The organism is Streptomyces sp. E2N166 (genome assembly GCF_003671715.1).
Taxonomy (GTDB): domain Bacteria; phylum Actinomycetota; class Actinomycetes; order Streptomycetales; family Streptomycetaceae; genus Streptomyces; species Streptomyces thinghirensis.
Genome location: NZ_RAIF01000018.1, coordinates 120,028 through 140,678, shown reverse-complemented (window position 1 = coordinate 140,678; position 20,651 = coordinate 120,028). Strand labels below are relative to the sequence as shown.

Annotated in this window: 20 protein-coding genes, 1 tRNA gene and 1 pseudogene; 10 read left to right on the top strand and 12 right to left on the bottom strand. The window is 69.5% G+C overall.

Annotated elements, in window-relative coordinates:
* Positions 1–61 precede the first annotated feature (61 nt).
* From EBH09_RS14890 to EBH09_RS14865, 6 genes are read left to right on the top strand one after another with little or no spacing between them, the layout of a single operon-like run.
* Complete coding sequence (locus EBH09_RS14890; RefSeq protein WP_121747492.1) at positions 62–724, top strand: hypothetical protein; 663 nt, start codon at positions 62–64, stop codon at positions 722–724.
* A gap of 44 nt (positions 725–768) precedes the next feature.
* The gene (locus EBH09_RS14885) at positions 769–1,773 is read left to right on the top strand and encodes a hypothetical protein (RefSeq protein ID WP_238697340.1); all 1,005 of its coding nucleotides are present in this window, start codon (positions 769–771) and stop codon (positions 1,771–1,773) included.
* 20 nt (positions 1,774–1,793) lie between these two features.
* Positions 1,794–2,096: a hypothetical protein gene (locus EBH09_RS14880; protein ID WP_114528003.1), complete on the top strand. Its 303-nt coding sequence runs from the start codon at positions 1,794–1,796 to the stop codon at positions 2,094–2,096.
* Positions 2,093–3,361 (top strand): putative T7SS-secreted protein, encoded by a 1,269-nt coding sequence (locus tag EBH09_RS14875; RefSeq protein ID WP_121747490.1) that lies wholly within the window; start codon positions 2,093–2,095, stop codon positions 3,359–3,361. Before EBH09_RS14880 ends, EBH09_RS14875 begins: the two co-directional genes overlap by 4 nt.
* An 8-nt stretch (positions 3,362–3,369) precedes the next feature.
* Positions 3,370–4,020 carry a hypothetical protein gene (locus EBH09_RS14870; RefSeq protein WP_153182663.1) on the top strand — a complete coding sequence of 217 codons (651 nt, stop codon included), beginning with the start codon at positions 3,370–3,372 and terminating at the stop codon, positions 4,018–4,020.
* The gene (locus EBH09_RS14865; protein ID WP_121747488.1) at positions 4,017–4,679 is read left to right on the top strand and encodes a hypothetical protein; all 663 of its coding nucleotides are present in this window, start codon (positions 4,017–4,019) and stop codon (positions 4,677–4,679) included. Before EBH09_RS14870 ends, EBH09_RS14865 begins: the two co-directional genes overlap by 4 nt.
* An 89-nt stretch (positions 4,680–4,768) precedes the next feature.
* On the opposite strand, the gene EBH09_RS14860 is transcribed toward EBH09_RS14865, so the two are convergent.
* Complete coding sequence (locus EBH09_RS14860) at positions 4,769–5,224, bottom strand: GNAT family N-acetyltransferase (protein WP_121747487.1); 456 nt, start codon at positions 5,222–5,224, stop codon at positions 4,769–4,771.
* Positions 5,225–5,536: 312 nt separating this feature from the next.
* On the opposite strand from EBH09_RS14860, the gene EBH09_RS14855 reads away from it, so the two are divergent.
* Positions 5,537–6,310, top strand: coding sequence for a response regulator transcription factor (locus tag EBH09_RS14855; protein ID WP_121747486.1), 774 nt, complete (start codon positions 5,537–5,539; stop codon positions 6,308–6,310).
* A 137-nt stretch (positions 6,311–6,447) separates the two neighbouring features.
* On the opposite strand, the gene tamR is transcribed toward EBH09_RS14855, so the two are convergent.
* Positions 6,448–6,945, bottom strand: coding sequence for a MarR family transcriptional regulator TamR (tamR, locus tag EBH09_RS14850; RefSeq protein WP_121747485.1), 498 nt, complete (start codon positions 6,943–6,945; stop codon positions 6,448–6,450).
* 128 nt (positions 6,946–7,073) lie between these two features.
* Between tamR and EBH09_RS14845 the strand changes: the two genes are divergently transcribed.
* Positions 7,074–7,889, top strand: coding sequence for a trans-aconitate 2-methyltransferase (locus EBH09_RS14845; protein WP_121747484.1), 816 nt, complete (start codon positions 7,074–7,076; stop codon positions 7,887–7,889).
* A gap of 25 nt (positions 7,890–7,914) precedes the next feature.
* Here the strand turns inward: EBH09_RS14845 and EBH09_RS14840 are convergent, their stop codons facing one another.
* The 3 genes from EBH09_RS14840 to EBH09_RS14830 all read right to left on the bottom strand — a co-directional run bounded on the left by EBH09_RS14840 (position 7,915) and on the right by EBH09_RS14830 (position 10,841).
* Positions 7,915–9,090, bottom strand: coding sequence for a CaiB/BaiF CoA-transferase family protein (locus EBH09_RS14840; RefSeq protein ID WP_121747483.1), 1,176 nt, complete (start codon positions 9,088–9,090; stop codon positions 7,915–7,917).
* Between the two features lie 66 nt (positions 9,091–9,156).
* On the bottom strand, positions 9,157–9,834 hold the full coding sequence (locus EBH09_RS14835) for a TetR/AcrR family transcriptional regulator (protein WP_121747482.1): 678 nt from the start codon (positions 9,832–9,834) through the stop codon (positions 9,157–9,159).
* Positions 9,831–10,841 carry an acyl-CoA desaturase gene (locus EBH09_RS14830; protein WP_121747481.1) on the bottom strand — a complete coding sequence of 337 codons (1,011 nt, stop codon included), beginning with the start codon at positions 10,839–10,841 and terminating at the stop codon, positions 9,831–9,833. The genes EBH09_RS14835 and EBH09_RS14830 overlap by 4 nt, the downstream gene beginning before the upstream one ends.
* Positions 10,842–11,131: 290 nt before the next feature.
* Between EBH09_RS14830 and ppc the strand changes: the two genes are divergently transcribed.
* Positions 11,132–13,867, top strand: a complete 2,736-nt coding sequence (gene ppc, locus EBH09_RS14825; protein ID WP_121747480.1) for a phosphoenolpyruvate carboxylase — start codon at positions 11,132–11,134, stop codon at positions 13,865–13,867.
* Positions 13,868–13,943: 76 nt separating this feature from the next.
* On the opposite strand, the gene EBH09_RS14820 is transcribed toward ppc, so the two are convergent.
* The 7 genes and pseudogenes from EBH09_RS14820 to EBH09_RS14790 form a co-directional block, all read right to left on the bottom strand.
* A complete protein-coding gene (locus tag EBH09_RS14820; protein ID WP_121747479.1) occupies positions 13,944–14,468 on the bottom strand; it encodes a hypothetical protein in 525 nt (174 codons plus the stop codon).
* 83 nt (positions 14,469–14,551) lie between these two features.
* Entirely contained in the window at positions 14,552–15,148 is a 597-nt protein-coding gene (pth, locus tag EBH09_RS14815; RefSeq protein WP_121747478.1) for an aminoacyl-tRNA hydrolase, read from the bottom strand.
* Positions 15,149–15,257: 109 nt separating this feature from the next.
* Positions 15,258–15,845, bottom strand: coding sequence for a 50S ribosomal protein L25/general stress protein Ctc (locus EBH09_RS14810; RefSeq protein ID WP_121747810.1), 588 nt, complete (start codon positions 15,843–15,845; stop codon positions 15,258–15,260).
* Between the two features lie 199 nt (positions 15,846–16,044).
* Entirely contained in the window at positions 16,045–17,019 is a 975-nt protein-coding gene (locus EBH09_RS14805; RefSeq protein ID WP_121747477.1) for a ribose-phosphate diphosphokinase, read from the bottom strand.
* A 133-nt stretch (positions 17,020–17,152) separates the two neighbouring features.
* Positions 17,153–18,601 (bottom strand): bifunctional UDP-N-acetylglucosamine diphosphorylase/glucosamine-1-phosphate N-acetyltransferase GlmU, encoded by a 1,449-nt coding sequence (glmU, locus tag EBH09_RS14800; RefSeq protein WP_121747476.1) that lies wholly within the window; start codon positions 18,599–18,601, stop codon positions 17,153–17,155.
* A gap of 110 nt (positions 18,602–18,711) precedes the next feature.
* Positions 18,712–18,785, bottom strand: a tRNA-Gln gene (locus tag EBH09_RS14795).
* 8 nt (positions 18,786–18,793) lie between these two features.
* A pseudogene (locus EBH09_RS14790) lies at positions 18,794–19,662 on the bottom strand (hypothetical protein).
* Positions 19,663–19,797: 135 nt separating this feature from the next.
* On the opposite strand from EBH09_RS14790, the gene EBH09_RS14785 reads away from it, so the two are divergent.
* Positions 19,798–20,651 (top strand): histidine kinase (locus EBH09_RS14785; RefSeq protein ID WP_238697339.1); only part of this gene is annotated, 854 nt, incomplete at its 3' end.

The window sequence follows — 20,651 nt, the reverse complement described above, 5'->3', positions numbered from 1 at the left end:
CAAGTCCCAACCGATAGCGTTGGCACACTCGTGAGAACCCTCGCCCCACCGGGAGCCATCCGTGAACCGCCGCCCCACCCCGCTCACAGCCATCGCGTTGGCTGCTGTTGCGGCCCTGTCACTGTCCGCCTGCGGGAGCGGTGAGGATAGCTCCAAGGACAACGACAAGATCGCGGGCGCCGACACTGAGGCCGACTCGTCGACCTCGGCTTCGCCGAGTGCGAGTGCGTCGGACGCCGCCGAGCGGCCGACGATCGAGTTGCCGTCGGACGTCAAGGACGTCTTCACGCCGGAAGAGACCGGAAGGCCCGTCGAGGACGCGATTCTGCGGGACAACGCGGAACTCGTCCGCGCGCTCGACGCGGCGATCGTCGCCCAGAATCCGCGCCTTCCAGCCCTGGAGTTCTATACGGAGGGCGAGGGTGCCGCTGCCGCTGAAAAGTGGGTCCAGGGATTCAAGGATGCGGGCTGGACGGTAACGGGCACCACTCGGTACTTCGACCGTGCCGTGAAGGTGAAGTCCGAAACCAGTGCAGCGATCGGCTACTGCGCTGACGAGAGCAAGGCCTACAGCAAGATCATCAAGACCGGCGAACTCACGGGTACGGAGGTGACCAAAGACAGCTACGTGGCCTACAACGTTGAGGTCTCCAAGAACGAGCAGGGTATCTGGCAGCTCGTGAAGATCACGTCGACTCGTGGTGCCGCTGGGTGCCAGCCGTGACCCGGCTGCTTCGCCTTGCCGCGGTGGCTGCCGCCGCGGGGTCGATGTGGCTGTGCTCGATTCCCAGTGCTTTCGCAGACAAGACCAATCCTGGAGAAGGCTCCTTCGGTGGGTCCGGTTCTGAGGCGGACACCAGCGCCTCGGGTGGACGTGCCGGGGACACCCTCAAGTCAGGGGTCAGCGGTGTGATCGTCTACGACCGCTCGATGAACGGCGGTGGGGAGTCGGCTGGCGCCGTCACGTCATCCACGTCCTGGACCCCGCCCGCCTGCTACTACGCGCCGAAGTACACGCCCAAGGAAATCGAGGCGCAGATGCGCCAGGTGTGGGAAAGCAGCGCCCCCAGCCCCGAGTGGTCCCTGAAGACGCAGAACCACTTCGTCAACGGCAAGCCCTACAAGGACTTCAACAAGGACAAGGAGGGCGAGGGGTACTGGTGGGACGCGTACGTCACTGAGGGGCGGGAGTCGGATCCGGCGGCCCAGGACTGTGACGAGCTGCCCTTCTGGGTCGACGAGGGCGACGCTCCGCCGGCCGATGTTCCGCAGGCCATCACACCCGACATGCTCGCCCAGCTCGCGTACGCCGAGATCCGCGTGCCCTCCACCGAGGTCGGACTCGCCCCGGCGAACGCCACGAAGGTGAACCTTCCGACGTGGGCCTGGCTGGACACCGCCGAGTTCAAGCCGGTCTCCGTCACCGCGTCCGTCCCGCTGCTCGGTCTCAGCGCCACGACCACGGCCGAGCCCGTCTCCCTGAAGATCACCCCGGGTACGGAAGACGCGGTCACGTACCCCGCCTCCGGTCGGTGCGAGACCCATGACGGGCGGATCGGTGAGCCCTATGCCGATGGCAAGGCCGACGAGACCCCGCCGTGCGGGGTGAAGTACCTGCGCTCCTCCGGCGACGGCTCGTACAAGCTCCAAGCCACCGTCACCTGGAAGATCAGCTGGACGAGCACGACTGGTGCGGGTGGCGACCTTCCCGACGGCGAGTTCGGAGCTGACCAGGATGTGGTGGTCCAGGAGATCCAGGCCGTGAACCGCTAGACCAAGAAAACGGGGGAACGATGAGCGACATACACATCGACTTCGGTGTGCTGAACCGTGTGCGGAGCAACATCGAGCACATCGGCGAGATCATGGAGCGACCCGGCAAGGAGATGGACGAGGTCGACGGCGCGTCCATGGGCGTGAGCACGCTCGCCTCGCGCATGAACGACTTCGGTGACGAGTGGTCCTACGGCATCGAACAGATCAGGAAGTACTCGGGTGCCGCGGTCAAGACGCTAGACAAGATGAAGAAGGCGTTCGAGGACATCGACGACACGCTGGCCAAGGAACTGCGGAAAGCGCGGGAGCAGCGGGCGTGAGTGATCCGTTCTCCTGGTTGTCACCCACGCAGACCTCTCCCTTGAAGGACCGGTTCCCAGCCCTTGAGTTCGTCCCGTGCCCCGGGGATCCGCAGACCGCGAGGCACGTCGCGAACATAGTCCAGCGCACCGCCAAAGCGCTGGACGAGATAGCCGACGCCCTGCACGGCACGGACGGCGCCGACTGGAAAGGGCGTCACGCCGATGCGTTCCGGGAGCAGTTCGACGACGACTTCCGGCCCAAGGTCGACAAGGCGAAACGATCCTTCGGCAAAGCCGCGACGGCACTGACGGGCTGGGCCGACGGGATGCCGGCCTGGCAGCGCAAGGCCGAGGCCCTGGAAAGCCAGGCGCAGGACGCGAAGGACGCGCTTCGCGCGGCGAAGGAGAAGCTGTCAGGCCTGCCCCCCGAACCGCTGCTCGACCTGCCGCCGAAGGACGACGCCGAGGCAAGCAAGCAGGAGAAGGCCGAGAAGGATCGCTCCGCGGCGCGGCTGGCAGCCAGTACGGCCGAGTCCGACCTCGACCGGATCCGCGCACAGGCCCGCAAGCTGGCCGCCGACTACGACCTGGAAGGCCGAAGTGTCGCGCGACGCCTCGACAAGGCGATGAACATCGCGCCGAACGAGCCGGGCTTGCTGGACACATTGGGCGACACCATCGTCGACATCGGGAAGGCCCTCGGAAAACTCGACGACCTCGTCGCCGAGGTCGTCAGCGCGGCCGTGGCCGATGCGGTCAAGTGGCTGGCGGAACACGCCTACACCATTGCCGCACTCGGGGACGTGCTGGCGACTGTGAGTGCTGCGCTCGGCGCAATCTCGCTCGTGATGCTCGGCCTTAGCGTGTTCTTCCCGCCTCTCGCCCTGGCATCGGCAACGGTGGCCACGGTGTCGGGCGGCTTCGCCGGTGGAGCCCTCGCGCTCCATGGCACGGCCCGGGCAGTAGGGGGTGAGGACGTGGTATCCAACCGAACCCTCGCGCAGGATGCTCTGGGCGCACTCCCGTTCGGACTCGCGTTCAAGGGCGTGTCTGCGGTGGTCGCCGGAAGTCGTGCCGCTGACGCCTCTGCCAACTTCGGGCTGGTGGACACCGTTGCGTCCTTTATCGCTGATCCGACGGCACTGGGCTACTTTGCCCCGCAGAACGACCGTCAGAAGTTCGAGCTCGCCATGCCTGGCGCAGGCGGATTCCTTCTCGTGGGGTTCGAGAACGCCTGGAAGGCCGGGAGGGAGAGAGACCGTGCCGCGCAACAGGAGAAGTGAAGTCCCTCATGAAGGATGAACAGATTCTCGAGTACTTCGATGGACGAGGCACTGCGGAAATCACCCTGTGGGGCAGAGACATAGCGCAGAGCAATAGAATCGCAGCGGTGGCCTTCGAGTTGGGCTACGAGCTTCACGAGACGGACATCGTCACCCGAGGGCAATGGCGCATGATCTATCTGCGTGACGACTCCCCGGACGTACGCCGGCGCGCCCAGCATACGGTGGACCGACTGCGTGCTGGTGGCCCCCTGTTTCCCCAGGTGTGGGCTCCTGCGGGAACGCGACCCGTCCCCGGCAGGCAGATCGCTCCGATGGAGGCGGCTTCGGCTCGGCGGAACATGACCGCCTACGAAACGCACGGCTCGCGCGGACTGGTCATCATCGCGGCCCTTTTTGGGGTCGCCAGCCTTGTGCTGGCATGGGTGGCACGTGAGGCGCTCGGCGGCGCAGTCGTCCTGCTCGTGGTGGCAGTCCTTCTGGGCGTCGTCGCGGCTCTGATCCCTCGCTGGATGAGGAGCTGGTATGAGTACAACCGGCGAAAGGTGACCCGCTACGACCAGCAGCGGTCTCAGCGGTTGGGCCCGCCGCCGCCTCCTGCACCTCCCCCTCCGGTCGGAGGCAACGGCTGGGGCGGCCCTGGAAGGAACGGCTCGTGATCCGTGTCGACTTCTCCGTCCCGGTCGACTTCGAGGACATCCCTGTCGGCGCCGACTTCGAGACGACGTGGACCGAGCTGAACAGACGCTACGCGCGACCGTCGATGACTGGTGACCTCGACCGGGAGAAGCTGGGTCAGATGGCCCGGGCGTTGTACCAGGTCTCCCGCTTCCTCAAGGAGGTCGGCGTTGTGTACGCGGCTGACTGCCTCCATTCGTTGCAGGGTGAGCCGTCTCTGGGCTCGCTGGCAGTCGCCGTTGTCGACTATCCGTACGGGACTGACACGGCCACAGCGGCTCGTGGAGCTCTGCAGGGCGTCCTGGAATCAAGAGGGCCGGAGTGGGCCGGTTCTCTCATCGACGCTCCGTGTGGTCCGGCAGCCGTATTCACAGGTTGCCAGGGCTACACGGTGTCACCGGAGTTCTCTCCGAACGGCGAGCCGATCAACGTGCTTACCGCTCAGTTCCATGCCATTGTCCCTGTTCCCGCCCAGGCAGGCGTAGATGGTCAACGCATGTGCCTGCTCGCGTTTTCCACCCCGAACATCGATCACTGGGAGAAGTGCTACGCCCCGATCATGGTGAGCATCCTGCGGAGCCTCCGCTTCTCGGCGGAGGGGCAGACCGACGTCGGAGCCAAGCCCGCAAGTGCCGGGTGAGAGGCGGGAGCGGTGACTCGGAGACCGGCACCGGAAAGCTCGTCGCGCTCGATGTGCCGCACTACATCGGCATCACCTCGGCCCAGCTGCTAGCTCAGCCGTTTCACCAGCGTGTACTCCGTGATCCCCGGTGGATAGTCGGGGATCACGCACATCACGTCGTAGCCGTGCCGTGTGTAGAAGTCCGGTGCCTGGAAGTCCCAGGTCTCCACGCGGGACGCCGCGCAGCCGCGTTCCTCGCGGGCCGTTCGCTCCGCCTCCGTCAGCAGGGCCGAGCCCAGCCCCGCGCCTCGGTGCCGGTCGTCCACCCACAGGTACGTCACGTGGAGCCAGCTCGCCCAGGTGTGGCCCACGAGGCCGCCCGCCAGGCCGCCGGTCTCGTCCAGCACCCAGACGTGCAGCGGGAATTCGCGTTCGTGAGCGGTTCCGCGCAGGGAGCGGAGGATCGAGGAGGCCGCCGTGTTCGTCTCCCGCAGGCGGGTGCGCAGCAGATCGCGTCGTTCCCTGTCCACTTCTGTCACTAGACGAAACATGCGGCTCACCATAAACGTGCCGGGCTGTCAGTTCTGCAAATAGCCTTCCGCTCCCGGCGCCCGCCCGTACTCTGATGAGCAGCACCGGTGGGGGCCGGTGCCGTTCAGGGGGCGAGACAGCCGGGTACGGCGCCCGGGGCGGGGGTAGCGGTTACTGCACGGCGGCGGCCGTGCGGCTACGGCGACCCGTCCCGGAGTACCGAGTGCACAGTTGGATACGGGGCTTCGGGCGTCGTACCCGTGCCGGTGTCCTCTTCCGTGTTCCGTGGATGGACAGACGATGGGTATCCCCTGCTCCTCCAGGAGCTTGGGGGAGGGGGTTTCGTGGTTCGTATCCGAGTCCTGGTCGTCGACGACCATCGCATCTTCGCCGAGTCGCTCGCCGCCGCCCTGGCCGCCGAGCCGGACGTCGACGTCTCCGCGGCCGGCAGCGGCCCGGCCGCGCTGCGCTGCCTGGAGCGGGCCGCGTCCGAGGGACGGCGGTTCGACGTGCTGCTCGTCGACGCCGATCTGGGGGGTCACGTGCCCGGCGCGCGCCCGGCCGCCGTGCCCGTGCGGGACGGCAACGAGGACGGGCTGGTGGACGGGATCTCGCTGGTCGCCGGGGTGCGGTCGGGGCAGCCGGGCGTACGGATCGTCGTCCTCGCCGAGAAGGACGACCCCCGGCGGGCCGCCCTCGCGCTGGGGGCCGGTGCCTCCGGCTGGGTGGCGAAGGACTGCTCGCTGTCGCGGCTGCTCAGCGTCATCCGCGGTGTCCTGCGCGACGAGACGCATCTGCCGCCCGCGCTGCTCACCGGCGTCCTGCGCGAACTGACCGCCGCCCGCAAGCACCGCACCGAGAGCGAACGGCTGGTGGAGTCGCTGACCCCGCGGGAGCGGGAGGTGCTGCGCTGCATGGTGGCCGGGCTGGGGCGCAAGGCGGTCGCCGAGCGGTTGTACCTGTCCCCGCACACCGTGCGGACGCACATGCAGAACGTGCTGGGCAAGCTGGGCGTCCACTCCACCCTCGCCGCGGTGGCACTGGCGAGGCGGGCCGGTGTGGGGCCGGCCGACTTGGGGCCTCCCGGGCAGATCGGGTCGCAGGAAAACAGCGCCTGACTACGCCGGTGAGCGGGGGCCGGTGCGTGCAGCCGCAAGGCGGAGGAGGGCGACAGGGCGGAGGAGGGCGACCGACGACAACGGGGCAGATGCGCGTGCCGGCCCCGCGTCCGCGGCACGATCCGCCCGGGAGGCCCTCAACCGGGGATGTTGTCGAACGGGGCGGTCAGCTGGCGCAGCAGCGCCGCCAGTTCGCTGCGCTGGTCCCGGGAGAGTTCGGCCAGGATGGCGCGCTCCTGCGCCAGCAGGCCGGCGAGCGACTGGTCGGCGCGGTCGCGGCCCTCGTCCGTGAGCCGGACCAGTACGCCGCGCCGGTCGCTGGGGTCGGGCAGGCGCTCCACCAGGCCCTTCTTGGCCAGGCGGTCGATACGGTTGGTCATCGTGCCCGAGGTGACCAGGGTCTGGGTGAGGAGCTGTCCCGGCGAGAGCTGGTACGGGGTGCCCGCGCGGCGCAGGGCCGTCAGGACGTCGAACTCCCAGGGCTCCAGTTCGTGTTCGGAGAAGGCCAGGCGGCGTGCGCGGTCCAGGTGCCGGGCGAGCCTGCTGACCCGGCTCAGTACCTCGAGCGGTTCCACGTCGAGGTCCGGGCGCTCCCGGCGCCATGCTGCGACCAGCCGATCGACCTCGTCCTCCATGACGATCAGTGTAGTGGTTGTGTCGACGTGAAGTCTCTTGATGTCGACTGTCTTGATGTCGAGATAGTTTGCGGGTGACGCTGGGTACCCGGCCCGGACAGTCGGCCGACCCAGCCCCTGGAGGCTCCATGCCCGCCACCGCCCCCACCTGGGAACCCGCCCAGTATCTGCGCCACGCCGACCACCGCGCCCGCCCCTTCACGGACCTCCTCGCCCGCGTCCCGGACCTTTCCCCGAGCTCGCGACTCCGTTCGAGCGGGGGAGGCCCCCACGGCGAACCGCCCCGCATCGCCGACCTCGGCTGTGGCCCCGGCAACGTCACCGCGCTGCTCGCCGACCGCTGGCCCACCGCCCGCGTCACCGGCTACGACAACTCGCCCCGGATGCTCGAACGGGCCTGGGAACACGCCGGGCCCACACCGCAGGGCGGCCGCATCGACTTCGCCCCCGCCGACGCCCGCACCTGGACCCCCGCCGAGCCGTACGACCTCCTCATCAGCAACGCCACCCTCCAGTGGGTCCCCGGCCACGTCGAGCGCTTCGCCGGACCCGGCAACTTCGACGCCCCCAGCCACCGCCTGATGCGCGAACTCGCCCACTCCCGGCGCTGGCGCGACCGCCTCGGCGGCACCCTGCGCCACGACGGTGCCGTCCTCACGCCCGAGGCCTACCTCGCCCATCTGACCGCCGCCGGCTGCACCGCCGACGTCTGGGAGACGACGTACGTCCATCTGCTGCCCGGCGAGGACGCCGTACTGGACTGGATGAAGGGGACGGGACTGCGGCCCGTGCTCACCGCGCTCGACGACGACCCGGAAGCGTGCGACGCGTTCGTCGAGGAGTACCGGAACGTCCTGCGCGCCGCCTACCCCGCCGGGGCGCACGGCACCCCGTTCCCCTTCCGCCGCGTCTTCGCCGTCGCCCGGAAGGAGGGCCCCCGCTGACCGGCGCGGCCGGTCGGGCCCCCGCTCACGCCACCCCGTCCGCGACGAGCGCGTCCACGGCCTCCTCGGACAGCCCCAGCTCCACGAGTACGGCGCGGGTGTGCTCGCCAGGGGCCGGTACCGCGTCCATGCGGGGCGCGTCCCCGGTCGGGCCGGGAGGGGCGAGCGCCGGTACGGGACCGGCCGGTGTGGGCACCTGGTGCCAGCGGCCGCGCGCCGCCAGCTGGGGGTGGTCCCACACCTCGGCGAGCGTGTTCACCCGGGCGCTCGCGACCGGCACCGCACTGAGCCGTGCGATCGCCTCCGCGCTGGTCAGCTCCGCGAAACGGGCCGCGATCAGCGCGCCCAGCGCTTCCCGGTGCGCGTTGCGGTCCGCGTTGGTGGCGTAGTCCGGGTGCGCGGCCAGCTCCGGACGGTCCAGGAAGCCCGCGCAGAAACCGCGCCACTCGCGGTCGTTCTGGATCGCCATCATGACGACCTTGCCGTCACCCGCCGTGTAGGGCCCGTACGGGTGGATCGTCGCGTGCGCGGCGCCCGCCCGCGGTGGCGGCTCGGCCCCGTCGAAGGCGTAGTAGAGGGGGAAGCCCATCCACTCCACGGTGGCCTCCAGCATCGACACGTCCAGATGCGTGCCCCGGCCCGTCCGCCCGCGCTCCAGCAGCGCGCCGAGGATCGAGCTGTACGCGTACATCCCGGCGGCGATGTCCGACACCGAGATGCCCACCTTGGCCATGTCGTCCGGCGAGCCCGTGACGGACAGCAGCCCCGACTCGGACTGCACCATCAGGTCGTACGCCTTGCGGCCCTCGTACGGGCCGGGGGCGCCGTAGCCGGAGATGTCGCACACGATGAGGCGCGGGTGCCGCGCGCACAGTTCCTCGGCGCCGAGCCCGGCCCGGGCCGCCGCCCCCGGGGCCAGGTTCTGCAGGAAGACATCGGCCTTCGCGATCAGGCGGTGCAGTACGTCCGTGCCGCGCGGGTCCTTGAAGTCCAGGGTGAGGGACTCCTTGTTGCGGTTCACCCACACGAAGTGCGAGCTCAGGCCGCGTACCCGGGTGTCGTAGGCGCGGGCGAAGTCCCCCGCCCCGGGGCGCTCCACCTTGATCACCCGGGCGCCGAGATCGGCGAGCTGGCGGCTGGCGTAGGGAGCGGCGACCGCCTGTTCGAGCGAGACGACGGTGATTCCGCGCAGCGGCTGCATCAGTGTTCTCTCCGGTGCGGTGACGGGCGCCGGACGACGAGGACGTACCGCCCCGCCGGCCGGCGCTCAGCTCTTGCGGTGCCCTATCAGCCGCGGCTTCGGCTCCAGGCCGTCCAGCCCGTGCCACGCCAGGTTCACCAGGTGCGCCGCCACCTCCGCCTTCTTCGGCTTGCGCACGTCCAGCCACCACTGCCCGGTCAGCGCGACCATGCCGACCAGCGCCTGCGCGTACAGCGGGGCCAGCTTGGCGTCGAAGCCGCGGTTCTTGAACTCGCGGCCCAGGATGTCCTCCACCTGGGTGGCGATGTCCGAGATGAGGGAGGCGAAGGAACCCGTGGACTGCGGGATGGGGGAGTCGCGGACCAGGATGCGGAAGCCGTCCGTGTACTCCTCGATGTAGTCGAGGAGCGCGAAGGCCGCCTGCTCGCACAGCTCGCGTGGGTGGCCGGCGGTCAGGGAGCTGGTCACCATGTCCAGCAGCCGCCCCATCTCACGGTCCACCACCACCGCGTACAGCCCCTCCTTGCCGCCGAAGTGCTCGTACACCACCGGCTTGGACACCCCGGCCTTCGCCGCGATCTCCTCCACCGACGTGCCCTCGAAACCCTTCGCCGCGAAGAGGGTGCGACCGATCTCCAGCAACTGCTGGCGGCGCTCGGCACCGGTCATCCGGGTGCGACGCGCGCGCCGCGGCTTCTCATTGCTCGGGGTGCTGCTGGAGTCGGTCGCCACGGCGACCATCATGCCGCTTCGACGGTTTCCTTCCGGCGGCGGGAGCCGCCTTGGTCCGTGTTCCGGCGGGAATCGATACGCGAGCGTGACGGCCACCGCACGTCGTACGCCCACCCGAACTGCTCGAACCAGCGGATCAGCCGGGCGGAGGAGTCCAGCTGCCCGCGCATCACCCCGTGCCGCGCCGAGGTCGGGTCGGCGTGGTGCAGGTTGTGCCAGGACTCACCGCAGGACAGGATCGCCAGCCACCACACGTTGCCCGAACGGTCCCGCGACTTGAACGGGCGCTTGCCGACCGCGTGGCAGATCGAGTTGATCGACCACGTCACGTGGTGCAGCAACGCCACCCGGACGAGTGAACCCCAGAAGAACCCGGTGAACGCGCCCCACCAGGACATCGTGACCAGCCCGCCGATCAGTGCCGGAAGGGCCAGGGACGCCACCGTCCACAGGACGAACTGGCGGGAGATCGCGCGCAGCGCCGGGTCCTTGATCAGGTCCGGGGCGTACTTCTCCTGCGAGGTCTGCTCCTCGTCGAACATCCATGCGATGTGGGCCCACCACAAGCCCTTCATCAGGGCCGGCACCGTCTCTCCGTAGCGCCACGGCGAATGCGGGTCGCCCTCGTCGTCGGAGAACTTGTGGTGCTTGCGGTGGTCGGCCACCCAGCGGACCAGCGGCCCCTCCACGGCCATCGAGCCGGCGATCGCCAGCGCGATCTTCAGCGGCCGCTTGGCCTTGAAGGAGCCGTGGGTGAAGTGGCGGTGGAAGCCGATGGTGATGCCGTGGCAGCCCAGGAAGTAGAAGAAGACCAGCAGGCCCAGGTCCAGCCAGCTCACGCCCCAGCCCCACGCCAGCGGGACCGCCGCCGCCAGCGCGAGGAACGGGACGGTGATGAACAGCAGCAGCGTGATCTGTTCGAGGGACCGCTTGTGCTCACCGCCCAGCGTTGCGGAGGGCGCGGCGGTGCCGTCGGAGGGCTTCGGAGCGTCTGGGATCACATCGGAACTTGTGGTCATGCGCGTCCCCTGTGGGGTCGAGGGTCGTGTCCGGTGCCGGGTCTCGGGAACCATGCACGGTTTCCTACGGTTCCGTAACCTACGGCGACGTAAGTATGGCAGCGCGTTGTCCCGCGGCAAGAGCCCGAGAGCCTGCGCGTCCTGGTCGACACCTATCCTGGAGTCGGTCGGACAGCGCGGTCCGCTCTGAAATTCTTCCCGGACGTCCGGCCCGTAAGCGGCGCCCGCCGCGCGAGACGCCGTCCGGGTTCCCTCCCAGACGAGCTTCAACACTGCAAGGAGCCGCACCTGTGAGCAGTGCCGACGACCAGACCACCACGACGACCAGCAGCGAGTTGCGCGCCGACATCCGCCGGCTGGGTGATCTCCTCGGAGAGACCCTCGTCCGGCAGGAAGGCCCCGAGCTGCTGGAACTCGTCGAGAAGGTACGCCGACTCACCCGAGAGGACGGCGAGGCCGCCGCCGAGCTGCTGCGCGGCACCGAACTGGAGACCGCGGCCAAGCTGGTCCGCGCCTTCTCCACCTACTTCCATCTCGCGAACGTCACCGAGCAGGTCCACCGCGGCCGCGAGCTGGGTGCCAAGCGCGCCGCCGAGGGCGGACTGCTCGCCCGTACGGCCGACCGCCTGAAGGACGCCGACCCCGAGCACCTGCGCGACACCGTCCGCAACCTCAACGTCCGGCCCGTCTTCACCGCGCACCCCACCGAGGCCGCCCGCCGCTCCGTCCTCAACAAGCTGCGCCGCATCGCCGCCCTCCTGGACACCCCGGTCATCGAGTCCGACCGGCGCCGCCTCGACACCCGCCTCGCCGAGAACATCGACCTGGTGTGGCAGACCGACGAGCTGCGCGTGGTCCGCCCGGAACCCGCCGACGAGGCCCGCAACGCCATCTACTACCTCGACGAACTGCACGCGGGCGCCGTCGGCGACGTCCTGGAGGACCTGACGGCGGAGCTGGAGCGGGCCGGCGTCAAGCTCCCCGACGACACCCGCCCGCTCACCTTCGGCACCTGGATCGCCGGCGACCGCGACGGCAACCCCAACGTCACCCCGCAGGTGACCTGGGACGTCCTCATCCTCCAGCACGAGCACGGCATCAACGACGCCCTGGAGATGATCGACGAGCTGCGCGGCTTCCTCTCCAACTCCATCCGCTACGCCGGCGCCACCGAGGAGCTCCTGGAGTCCCTCCGGGCCGACCTGGAGCGGCTGCCCGAGATCAGCCCCCGCTACAAGCGCCTCAACGCCGAGGAGCCCTACCGGCTCAAGGCCACCTGCATCCGGCAGAAGCTGGAGAACACCAAGGAGCGCCTCGCCAAGGGCACCCCGCACGTGGCCGGCCGCGACTACCTCGGCACCGCACAGCTCCTGGACGACCTGCGGCTCGTCCAGACCTCCCTGCGCGAGCACCGCGGCAGCCTCTTCGCCGACGGCCGCCTCGCCCGCACCATCCGCACGCTGGCCGCCTTCGGCCTCCAGCTCGCCACCATGGACGTCCGCGAGCACGCCGACGCCCACCACCACGCCCTCGGCCAGCTCTTCGACCGGCTCGGCGAGGAGTCCTGGCGCTACGCCGACATGCCCCGCGAGTACCGCGCCAAGCTCCTCGCCAAGGAACTGCGGTCCCGGCGTCCGCTGGCGCCCAGCCCGGCGCCCGTCGACGCCGCCGGCGAGAAGACCCTCGGCGTCTTCCAGACCGTGAAGCGCGCCCTGGAGGTGTTCGGCCCCGAGGTCATCGAGTCCTACATCATCTCCATGTGCCAGGGCGCCGACGACGTCTTCGCGGCGGCGGTGCTGGCGCGCGAGGCGGGGCTGATCGACCTGCACGCGGGCTGGGCGAAGATCGGCATCGTGCCGCTGCTGGAGACCACCGACGAGCTGAAGGCCGCCGACACCATCCTGGAGGACCTCCTCGCCGACCCCTCCTACCGGCGCCTGGTCGCCCTGCGCGGCGACGTCCAGGAGGTCATGCTCGGCTACTCGGACTCCTCCAAGTTCGGCGGCATCACCACCTCGCAGTGGGAGATCCACCGCGCCCAGCGCCGCCTGCGCGACGTCGCCCACCGCTACGGCGTCCGCCTGCGTCTCTTCCACGGCCGCGGCGGCACCGTAGGCCGCGGCGGCGGCCCCACCCACGACGCGATCCTCGCCCAGCCCTGGGGCACCCTGGAAGGCGAGATCAAGGTCACCGAGCAGGGCGAGGTCATCTCCGACAAGTACCTCATCCCGGCCCTCGCCCGGGAGAACCTGGAGCTGACCGTCGCGGCCACCCTCCAGGCCTCCGCCCTGCACACCGCACCGCGCCAGTCCGACGAGGCCCTCGCCCGCTGGGACGCCGCCATGGACGTCGTCTCCGACGCGGCCCACACCTCCTACCGCAAGCTGGTCGAGGACCCCGACCTGCCCACGTACTTCCTGGCCTCCACGCCGGTCGACCAGCTCGCCGACCTGCACCTGGGATCACGGCCCTCCCGCCGCCCCGGCTCGGGCGTCTCGCTCGACGGACTGCGCGCCATCCCGTGGGTCTTCGGCTGGACCCAGTCCCGGCAGATCGTCCCCGGCTGGTACGGCGTCGGTTCGGGCCTGAAGGCCCTGCGCGAGGCCGGCCTGGACACCGTCCTGGACGAGATGCACCAGCAGTGGCACTTCTTCCGCAACTTCATCTCCAACGTCGAGATGACCCTCGCCAAGACCGACCTGCGCATCGCCCAGCACTACGTCGACACCCTGGTCCCGGACGACCTCAAGCACGTCTTCGACCGGATCAAGGCCGAGCACGAGCTCACCGTCGCCGAGGTCCTGCGCGTCACCGGCGAGGACGAACTGCTGGACGCCGACCCGGTCCTCAAGCAGACGTTCACCATCCGCGACGCCTACCTGGACCCCATCTCCTACCTCCAGGTCGCCCTCCTCGGCCGCCAGCGCGAAGCCGCCGCCGCCGGCGAGGAAGCCGACCCGCTGCTCGCCCGGGCCCTGCTGCTCACGGTCAACGGCGTCGCCGCGGGCCTGCGCAACACCGGCTGACCCGCACCCCGCACGCACGACGGTGCCCCCGCGCTCACCCAGAGCACGGGGGCACCGTCACTTACGAACAGACGCTTCAGACCGCCACGAACGCCGCCGTCAGCAGGGCCACACCCGCCCCGGCCAACACCCACCCCGCCCGGGTCCGCCGCAGACCGCCCGCCACCACCACCGACGCCAGCAGCAGCGCCCCGCCCAGCGGCACCCACGCGTACAGCACCCCAGCCGGACCCGAACGCACCACGTCGTCACTGCCGGGCTTCATCACCACCGAGTACGTCCGCCCCTTCGCCACGGCGACCGAATCCTCGATGACGACCCGCTCCCGCGCCTGCGACCCCGCCGACACCGGCGCGTACGGCCCGCTGCACGTCCCCCCGCCGCACCGCGTCACCTCGACCGTGCCCTGCTCCCGCCCCTTGGTCAGCAGCACGTGCTGCGCCGTACCCCAGGACGCCCACACGCCCGCGATCAGGATCAGCGCCGTCACCGTCCCCATCGCCGCGACCCGGCCGAACCGCAGCACGGCGCGTGAGGCCCTACGGGAACGGGCAGCGGATGCGGACGCGGCGGTGGCTGAGGCAAGCATGGCCGGGATCATTGGCCACACCTGTGCGTTCGGTCAACTCGCCCGCGAACCATCGACGGACAAGTCCGGAGTTGTACGCGGGCCCGAGGCGCACGTCAGGAGTTGTACGTGCTCTGCGCCCGCTCCAGCCCCTCGATCACCAGAGCCTCGACGGCGTCCGTCGCCCGGTCCACGAAGTAGTCCAGCTCCTTGCGCTCCGTCGACGAGAAGTCCCGCAGCACGAAGTCCGCCACCGGCATCCGCCCCGGCGGCCGCCCGATCCCGAACCGCACCCGGTGGTAGTCGGACCCGAGCGCCTTGGTGATCGACTTCAGCCCGTTGTGGCCGTTGTCGCCGCCGCCCAGCTTCAGCCGCAGCACGCCGTAGTCGATGTCCAACTCGTCGTGAATCGCCACGATGTTGCCGACCGGCACCTTGTAGAAGTCCCGCAGCGCCGTCACCGGCCCGCCCGACACGTTCATGAACGACATCGGTTTCGCCAGGATCACCCGCCGGTTGGCCGGCCCGGGCGGCCCGATCCGCCCCTCGACCACCTGCGCCTGCGCCTTGCCGTGCCGCTTGAACCGTGCCCCGATCCGCTCCGCCAGCAGATCCGCCACCATGAAACCGACGTTGTGCCGGTTCGAGGCGTACTCGGGGCCCGGATTGCCGAGACCGGCCACCAGCCAGGGCGCACCCGCGTCCGTCGTCACGTCCCTGTCTCCTTCGTATCCCTCATACCAGTCCACCCCGTCCACACATACGCGTCGGCCGCTGCCCCGCACGGGAACAGCGGCCGACGAAAGAAGACCGTAGCGGGGATCAGGCCTCGGCGGCCTCGCCCTCACCCTCGGCGGGGGCTTCCTCGGCCTGCGCGGCCAGGACCTGGAGGACGACCGTGTCATCCTCGACGGCCAGCTTGGTGCCGGCCGGGAGCGGGATGTCCTTGGCCAGGATGGAGGCACCGGCCTCCAGGCCCTCGACGGAGACGGTGACCGACTCCGGAATGTGCGTCGCCTCGGCCTCGACCGGCAGCGCGTTCAGAACGTGCTCCAGCAGGTTGCCGCCCGGGGCCAGCTCGCCCTCGGTCTGCACGTAGATCTCGACGCTGACCGTCTCGCCACGCTGCACCAGCTGCAGGTCGACGTGCTCCAGGAAGCCCTTGATCGGGTCACGCTGCACGGACTTCGGGATCGCCAGCTCGTTGGTCTTGCCGTCGATGTCCAGCGCGATCAGGACGTTCGGCGTGCGCAGCGCCATCAGCAGGTCGTGACCCGGAAGCGTCAGGTGCAGCGGGTCCGAACCGTGACCGTACAGAACACCCGGAACCTTGTCGTCACGGCGGATGCGGCGCGCGGCACCCTTGCCGAACTCGCTGCGCGTCGTGGCGGTGAGCTTTACCTCGGACATGATCACTCCTCGTAGAAATCAGAACGGACGTGGTCACCCGGCCACGAACGGCCTGCTACGAAGAGCGCGTCGATAACGGACCGCCGTACCCACGCCTTCGAAAAGACGAGTACGGCCTCCCTCGCCGAGCAACTTGAGCAGTCTACTCGGAGAGGAAGGCCGTACCCAAAACGATCAGGGGCGACGCCCCGCGGAACGGCTACTGCTCGTCGAACAGGCTCGTCACCGAACCGTCCTCGAACACCTCACGCACCGCACGCGCGATCGTCGGCGCGATCGACAGCACCGTGATCTTGTCCAGCTCCAGCTCGTGCGGCGTCGGCAGCGTGTCCGTGAACACGAACTCGCTCACCTTCGAGTTCTTCAGCCGGTCCGCCGCCGGACCCGACAGCACACCGTGCGTCGCCGTCACGATGACGTCCTCCGCACCATGCGCGAACAGCGCGTCCGCCGCCGCACAGATCGTGCCACCGGTGTCGATCATGTCGTCGACCAGGACACAGATCCGGCCCTTCACGTCACCGACGACCTCGTGCACCGTGACCTGATTCGCCACGTCCTTGTCACGCCGCTTGTGCACGATCGCCAGCGGCGCGCCCAGACGGTCGCACCAGCGGTCCGCCACCCGCACCCGGCCCGCGTCCGGCGACACCACCGTCAGCTTCGAGCGGTCCACCTTCGCGCCCACGTAGTCCGCCAGCAGCGGCAGCGCGAACAGGTGGTCCACCGGACCGTCGAAGAAGCCCTGGATCTGGTCCGTGTGCAGATCCACGGCCAGGATCCGGTCCGCACCCGCGGTCTTCATCAGGTCCGCGATCAGACGCGCCGAAATCGGTTCACGTCCCCGGTGCTTCTTGTCCTGCCGCGCGTAACCGTAGAACGGCACGATGACGGTGATGGAGCGGGCCGACGCGCGCTTCAACGCGTCGATCATGATCAGCTGCTCCATGACCCACTTGTTGATCGGGGCCGTGTGGCTCTGGATCAGGAAACAGTCCGCACCACGCGCCGACTCCTGATAACGCACGTAGATCTCGCCGTTGGCGAAGTCGAAGGCCTTCGTCGGGACGACCCCGATACCCAGCTGGTGGGCGATCTCCTCGGCAAGCTCGGGGTGGGCGCGGCCGGAGAAGAACATCAGCTTCTTCTCGCCGGTCGTCTTGATCCCGGTCACAGCACTGTCTCCTCAGAGGTTTCGCAGCTGAGCGTCACAGGCGCTCTCCCGACTGGCCGCGGGGGCATCTCAGCTGGTGGGGTGCGGGTGTGCACTTATCACGGTACGCCGTGTTCGGCGCGCCGGTTTCCGGTCAGCCTTCGCCGCCGGCCTCCCGGGACACCGCCTCGGCCGCCTTCGCCGCCGCGCTCCCCGGACGCTTACGAGCCACCCAACCCTCGATATTCCGCTGCTGGCCACGGGCCACGGCCAGCGAACCGGGCGGCACGTCCTTCGTGATCACCGAGCCGGCGGCGGTGTAGGCACCGTCCCCGACCGTGACAGGAGCCACAAACATGTTGTCCGAACCCGTCTTGCAGTGCGAGCCGACGGTCGTGTGGTGCTTGCTCTCCCCGTCGTAGTTCACGAAGACGCTCGCCGCGCCGATGTTCGTGTACTCGCCGATCGTCGCGTCACCCACGTAGGAGAGGTGCGGGACCTTGGTGCCCTCGCCGATCGAGGAGTTCTTCGTCTCCACGTACGTACCGATCTTCGCCTTCGGGCCGAGCCGGGTGCCGGGCCGCAGATACGCGTACGGACCCACCGTCGCCTCCGGACCGACCACGGCGCCGAGGGAGACCGTGTTGTCCACGCGGGCACCCGCACCGACACGGGTGTCCGTGAGGCGGGAGTTCGGACCGACCTCGCAGCCCTCGGCGAGGTGCGTGGAGCCCTCCAGCTGCGTACCCGGGTGGACGACGGCGTCCCGCTCGAAGGTCACCGTCACGTCGACCCACGTCGTCGCCGGGTCGACGACGGTCACGCCGGCCAGCATGGCGCGCGTCAGCAGCCGGTCGTTCAGGGCCCGGCGGGCCTCGGCGAGCTGCACCCGGTTGTTGATCCCCGCGATCTCCCGGTGATCACCGGCCACGGACGCGCCGACCCGGTGCCCGGCCTCACGCAGGATGCCGAGGACGTCGGTGAGGTACTCCTCGCCCTGGCTGTTGTCCGTCCGCACCTTCCCGAGCGCGTCGGCGAGCAGTTGCCCGTCGAAGGCGAAGACACCCGAGTTGATCTCGCGGATCGCCCGCTGCGACTCCGAGGCGTCCTTGTGCTCCACGATCGCCGTGACGGCACCGGAGGCCCCGTCCCGCACGATCCGGCCGTACCCCGTCGCGTCCGGCACCTCGGCGGTCAGCACGGTCACGGCGTTCCCGTCGGCGGTGTGGGCGGCGGCGAGGTTCCGGAGCGTCTCACCGGTGAGGAGGGGAGTGTCGCCGCAGACCACGACCACGGTCCCGTCGACGGCACCGCCCAGCGCCTCCAGGCCCATCCGCACCGCGTGCCCGGTGCCGTTCTGCTGCTCCTGCACGGCGGTGCGTACGTCGGGGGCGACCTCGGCGAGGTGCGCGGTGACCTTCTCGCGGGCGTGCCCGACTACGGCGACCAGGTTCTCGGGGTCCAGCTCACCGGCGGCGGCGAGCACGTGCCCGACGAGGGACCGGCCGCACAGCTCGTGCAGGACCTTGGGGGTGGCCGACTTCATACGGGTGCCCTCACCCGCTGCGAGGACGACGACGGCTGCCGGGCGAATGGCGCTCACGGGATGCCCTTCGGCTTTTGGGGGTGGGGGTGGACGTCCGCAGGATACCGGGGTGGTTCGTGGGGGGCATGAGTGCGGGCCCTGACCGTGTGATCAGGGCCCGTTGGCAGCTCCGCCGCTAGGACTCGAACCTAGACCGAAACACCTCCAAAGGGTGCCGTGCTGCCAATTACACTACGGCGGATCGCTGCCTCAGACCTTACCGGAGGAGCCCGGCGCGCTGCCAAGAACGATTCCGTTCCACCAGCCTTCGATCCGCCGGTACAGATCAGCACTCTGCACGACACCGATGACCAGGCAGCCACGGTAGTGATCGCCCACGTTCTTGCGGACCGTCTTGGGGTTGTGCTTCTTGAGCGTCGTCTTCCCGAAGCGGGTGGTGTCCGTGCCCACGAGGGATGCCCAGTACTGCTCCGCAGCCGCTACATCGGCGTTCTCGTGGATCATTACGCGGAATCGCAGGCGCTCGCGCTCCACTTTGAGCAGCTCGAGCCAGGCGATGAACACTTTGATCATGTCGGGGTCGCTGTTGACGAAGAGGACGTACTCGCGGCGGCTGTAGATCTTGTCCTTCGCCCCCTCTGCCCAGTAGAGCCCCACGCCGAGAAGAAACAGCTCCTTTCGGTCATGCGACCGACCTCTTGCAGTGCCGCCGCCTTGGTCTGCTCGCGTGCGGCATCGCGCACCGCCAGCTCATGTTCCCACCGCTTCCGTGCCGCGAGCTTCGCCTGCTCCGACGGCTCGCGCCGCTCCGGCTTCGGCAGGTCTCGCACCCAGAGAGAGATCGAGCCCTTGCTGCACCCCAGCTCCACCTGGATCTGGTCGTACGTCCATCCCTGGAGCCGCAGCTCCCGTGCCCGCTCCCTCACGTCGTCCTTCGCGTTCGGACGCTTCGTCCACTCCGGGGGCGGTTCCCCCTCCAGGAGCCGGTTGAGGATGTCGTTGTTGTCGACGTGCAGGCGGTCGCGGATCTGGCGTCGGCTGAGTCCTTCGCGCCGCAGCGCCACCGCCCGCGCCCGCAGTCCCTCGAAGTCGGCGTACTTGTTGGGTGAATGTGCCATGGGCATACCGTCCGGCCGGAATCCTCGCCTCCGGAGGTGAACGGCGTGGGGTTCGCCAGTTCGAGGGATATCGCGTCCTATCGCTTGTCGAAAGTCACCGGAAATGTGACGCCCCCCGCCCGTAGGCTGGAGGGCATGACCACGACGGGGGAAGACCACGAACCGGCCCGGGGTGGGCCTTGGTGGTGGGACAGGCGGCGCGGTGCGGTGCTCGATGTGAGCCTCGGTGCCGTGTCCGCGTTGGAGTGCGCGGCGGAGGGGGTTCCGTTCGCGCGGGACGCCGGGATCCCGATGGCGGCGGGGGTCGTCTTCGGGTTGCTTGCCGGTTCGGTGCTGGTGGTGCGGAGGAAGTGGCCGCTCGCGGTCGTGCTGGTGGGGATCGCCATCACGCCGGCCGAGATGGGCTTCCTGCTGGGCGTCGTCGGCCTGTACACGCTGGCGGCGTCGGAGTTGCCGCGGCGGATCATCGCGTCGCTGGCCGGGATGTCGTTCCTGGGCACGCTGATCGTGACGTTCGTGCGCCTGCGGCAGGACATGGCGGCGGACGGCGTGGATTTCGGGGACTGGTTCCTTCCGTTCGCGTCGCTCGGTACGTCCCTGGGGATGACCGCGCCGCCGCTGCTGCTGGGCATGTACGTGGGGGCGCGGCGGCGGTTGATGGAGAGCCTGCGGGAGCGGGCGGACAGTCTGGAGCGGGAGCTCCAGCTGCTCGCCGAGCGTGCTGAGGAACGCGCGCAGTGGGCGCGTAACGAGGAGCGCACGCGGATCGCGCGGGAGATGCACGACGTGGTCGCGCACCGGGTGAGTCTGATGGTGGTGCATGCCGCCGCGCTTCAGGCGGTGGCTCGGAAGGACCCCGAGAAGGCGGTGAAGAACGCCGCGCTGGTGGGGGACATGGGGCGGCAGGCGTTGACGGAGCTGCGGGAGATGCTCGGGGTGCTGCGCAGCGGCGGGGGCGGTGGGCGTGCGGAGCGGGCGTCGGTGCCGTT

Excerpts from the sequence above, each read along its gene's own strand:
- EBH09_RS14835 (WP_121747482.1), bottom strand. The coding sequence starts at position 9,834 with ATGATGGTCGCCGTGGCGACCGACTCCAGCAGCACCCCGAGCAATGAG.
- EBH09_RS14810 (WP_121747810.1), bottom strand. The coding sequence starts at position 15,845 with ATGTCCGAGGTAAAGCTCACCGCCACGACGCGCAGCGAGTTCGGCAAG.
- EBH09_RS14885 (WP_238697340.1), top strand. The coding sequence starts at position 769 with ATGTGGCTGTGCTCGATTCCCAGTGCTTTCGCAGACAAGACCAATCCT.
- tamR (WP_121747485.1), bottom strand. The coding sequence starts at position 6,945 with ATGGAGGACGAGGTCGATCGGCTGGTCGCAGCATGGCGCCGGGAGCGC.
- EBH09_RS14820 (WP_121747479.1), bottom strand. The coding sequence starts at position 14,468 with ATGATCCCGGCCATGCTTGCCTCAGCCACCGCCGCGTCCGCATCCGCT.
- EBH09_RS14860 (WP_121747487.1), bottom strand. The coding sequence starts at position 5,224 with ATGGTGAGCCGCATGTTTCGTCTAGTGACAGAAGTGGACAGGGAACGA.
- EBH09_RS14880 (WP_114528003.1), top strand. The coding sequence starts at position 1,794 with ATGAGCGACATACACATCGACTTCGGTGTGCTGAACCGTGTGCGGAGC.
- EBH09_RS14870 (WP_153182663.1), top strand. The coding sequence starts at position 3,370 with ATGAAGGATGAACAGATTCTCGAGTACTTCGATGGACGAGGCACTGCG.
- EBH09_RS14830 (WP_121747481.1), bottom strand. The coding sequence starts at position 10,841 with ATGACCACAAGTTCCGATGTGATCCCAGACGCTCCGAAGCCCTCCGAC.
- EBH09_RS14840 (WP_121747483.1), bottom strand. The coding sequence starts at position 9,090 with ATGCAGCCGCTGCGCGGAATCACCGTCGTCTCGCTCGAACAGGCGGTC.
- EBH09_RS14845 (WP_121747484.1), top strand. The coding sequence starts at position 7,074 with ATGCCCGCCACCGCCCCCACCTGGGAACCCGCCCAGTATCTGCGCCAC.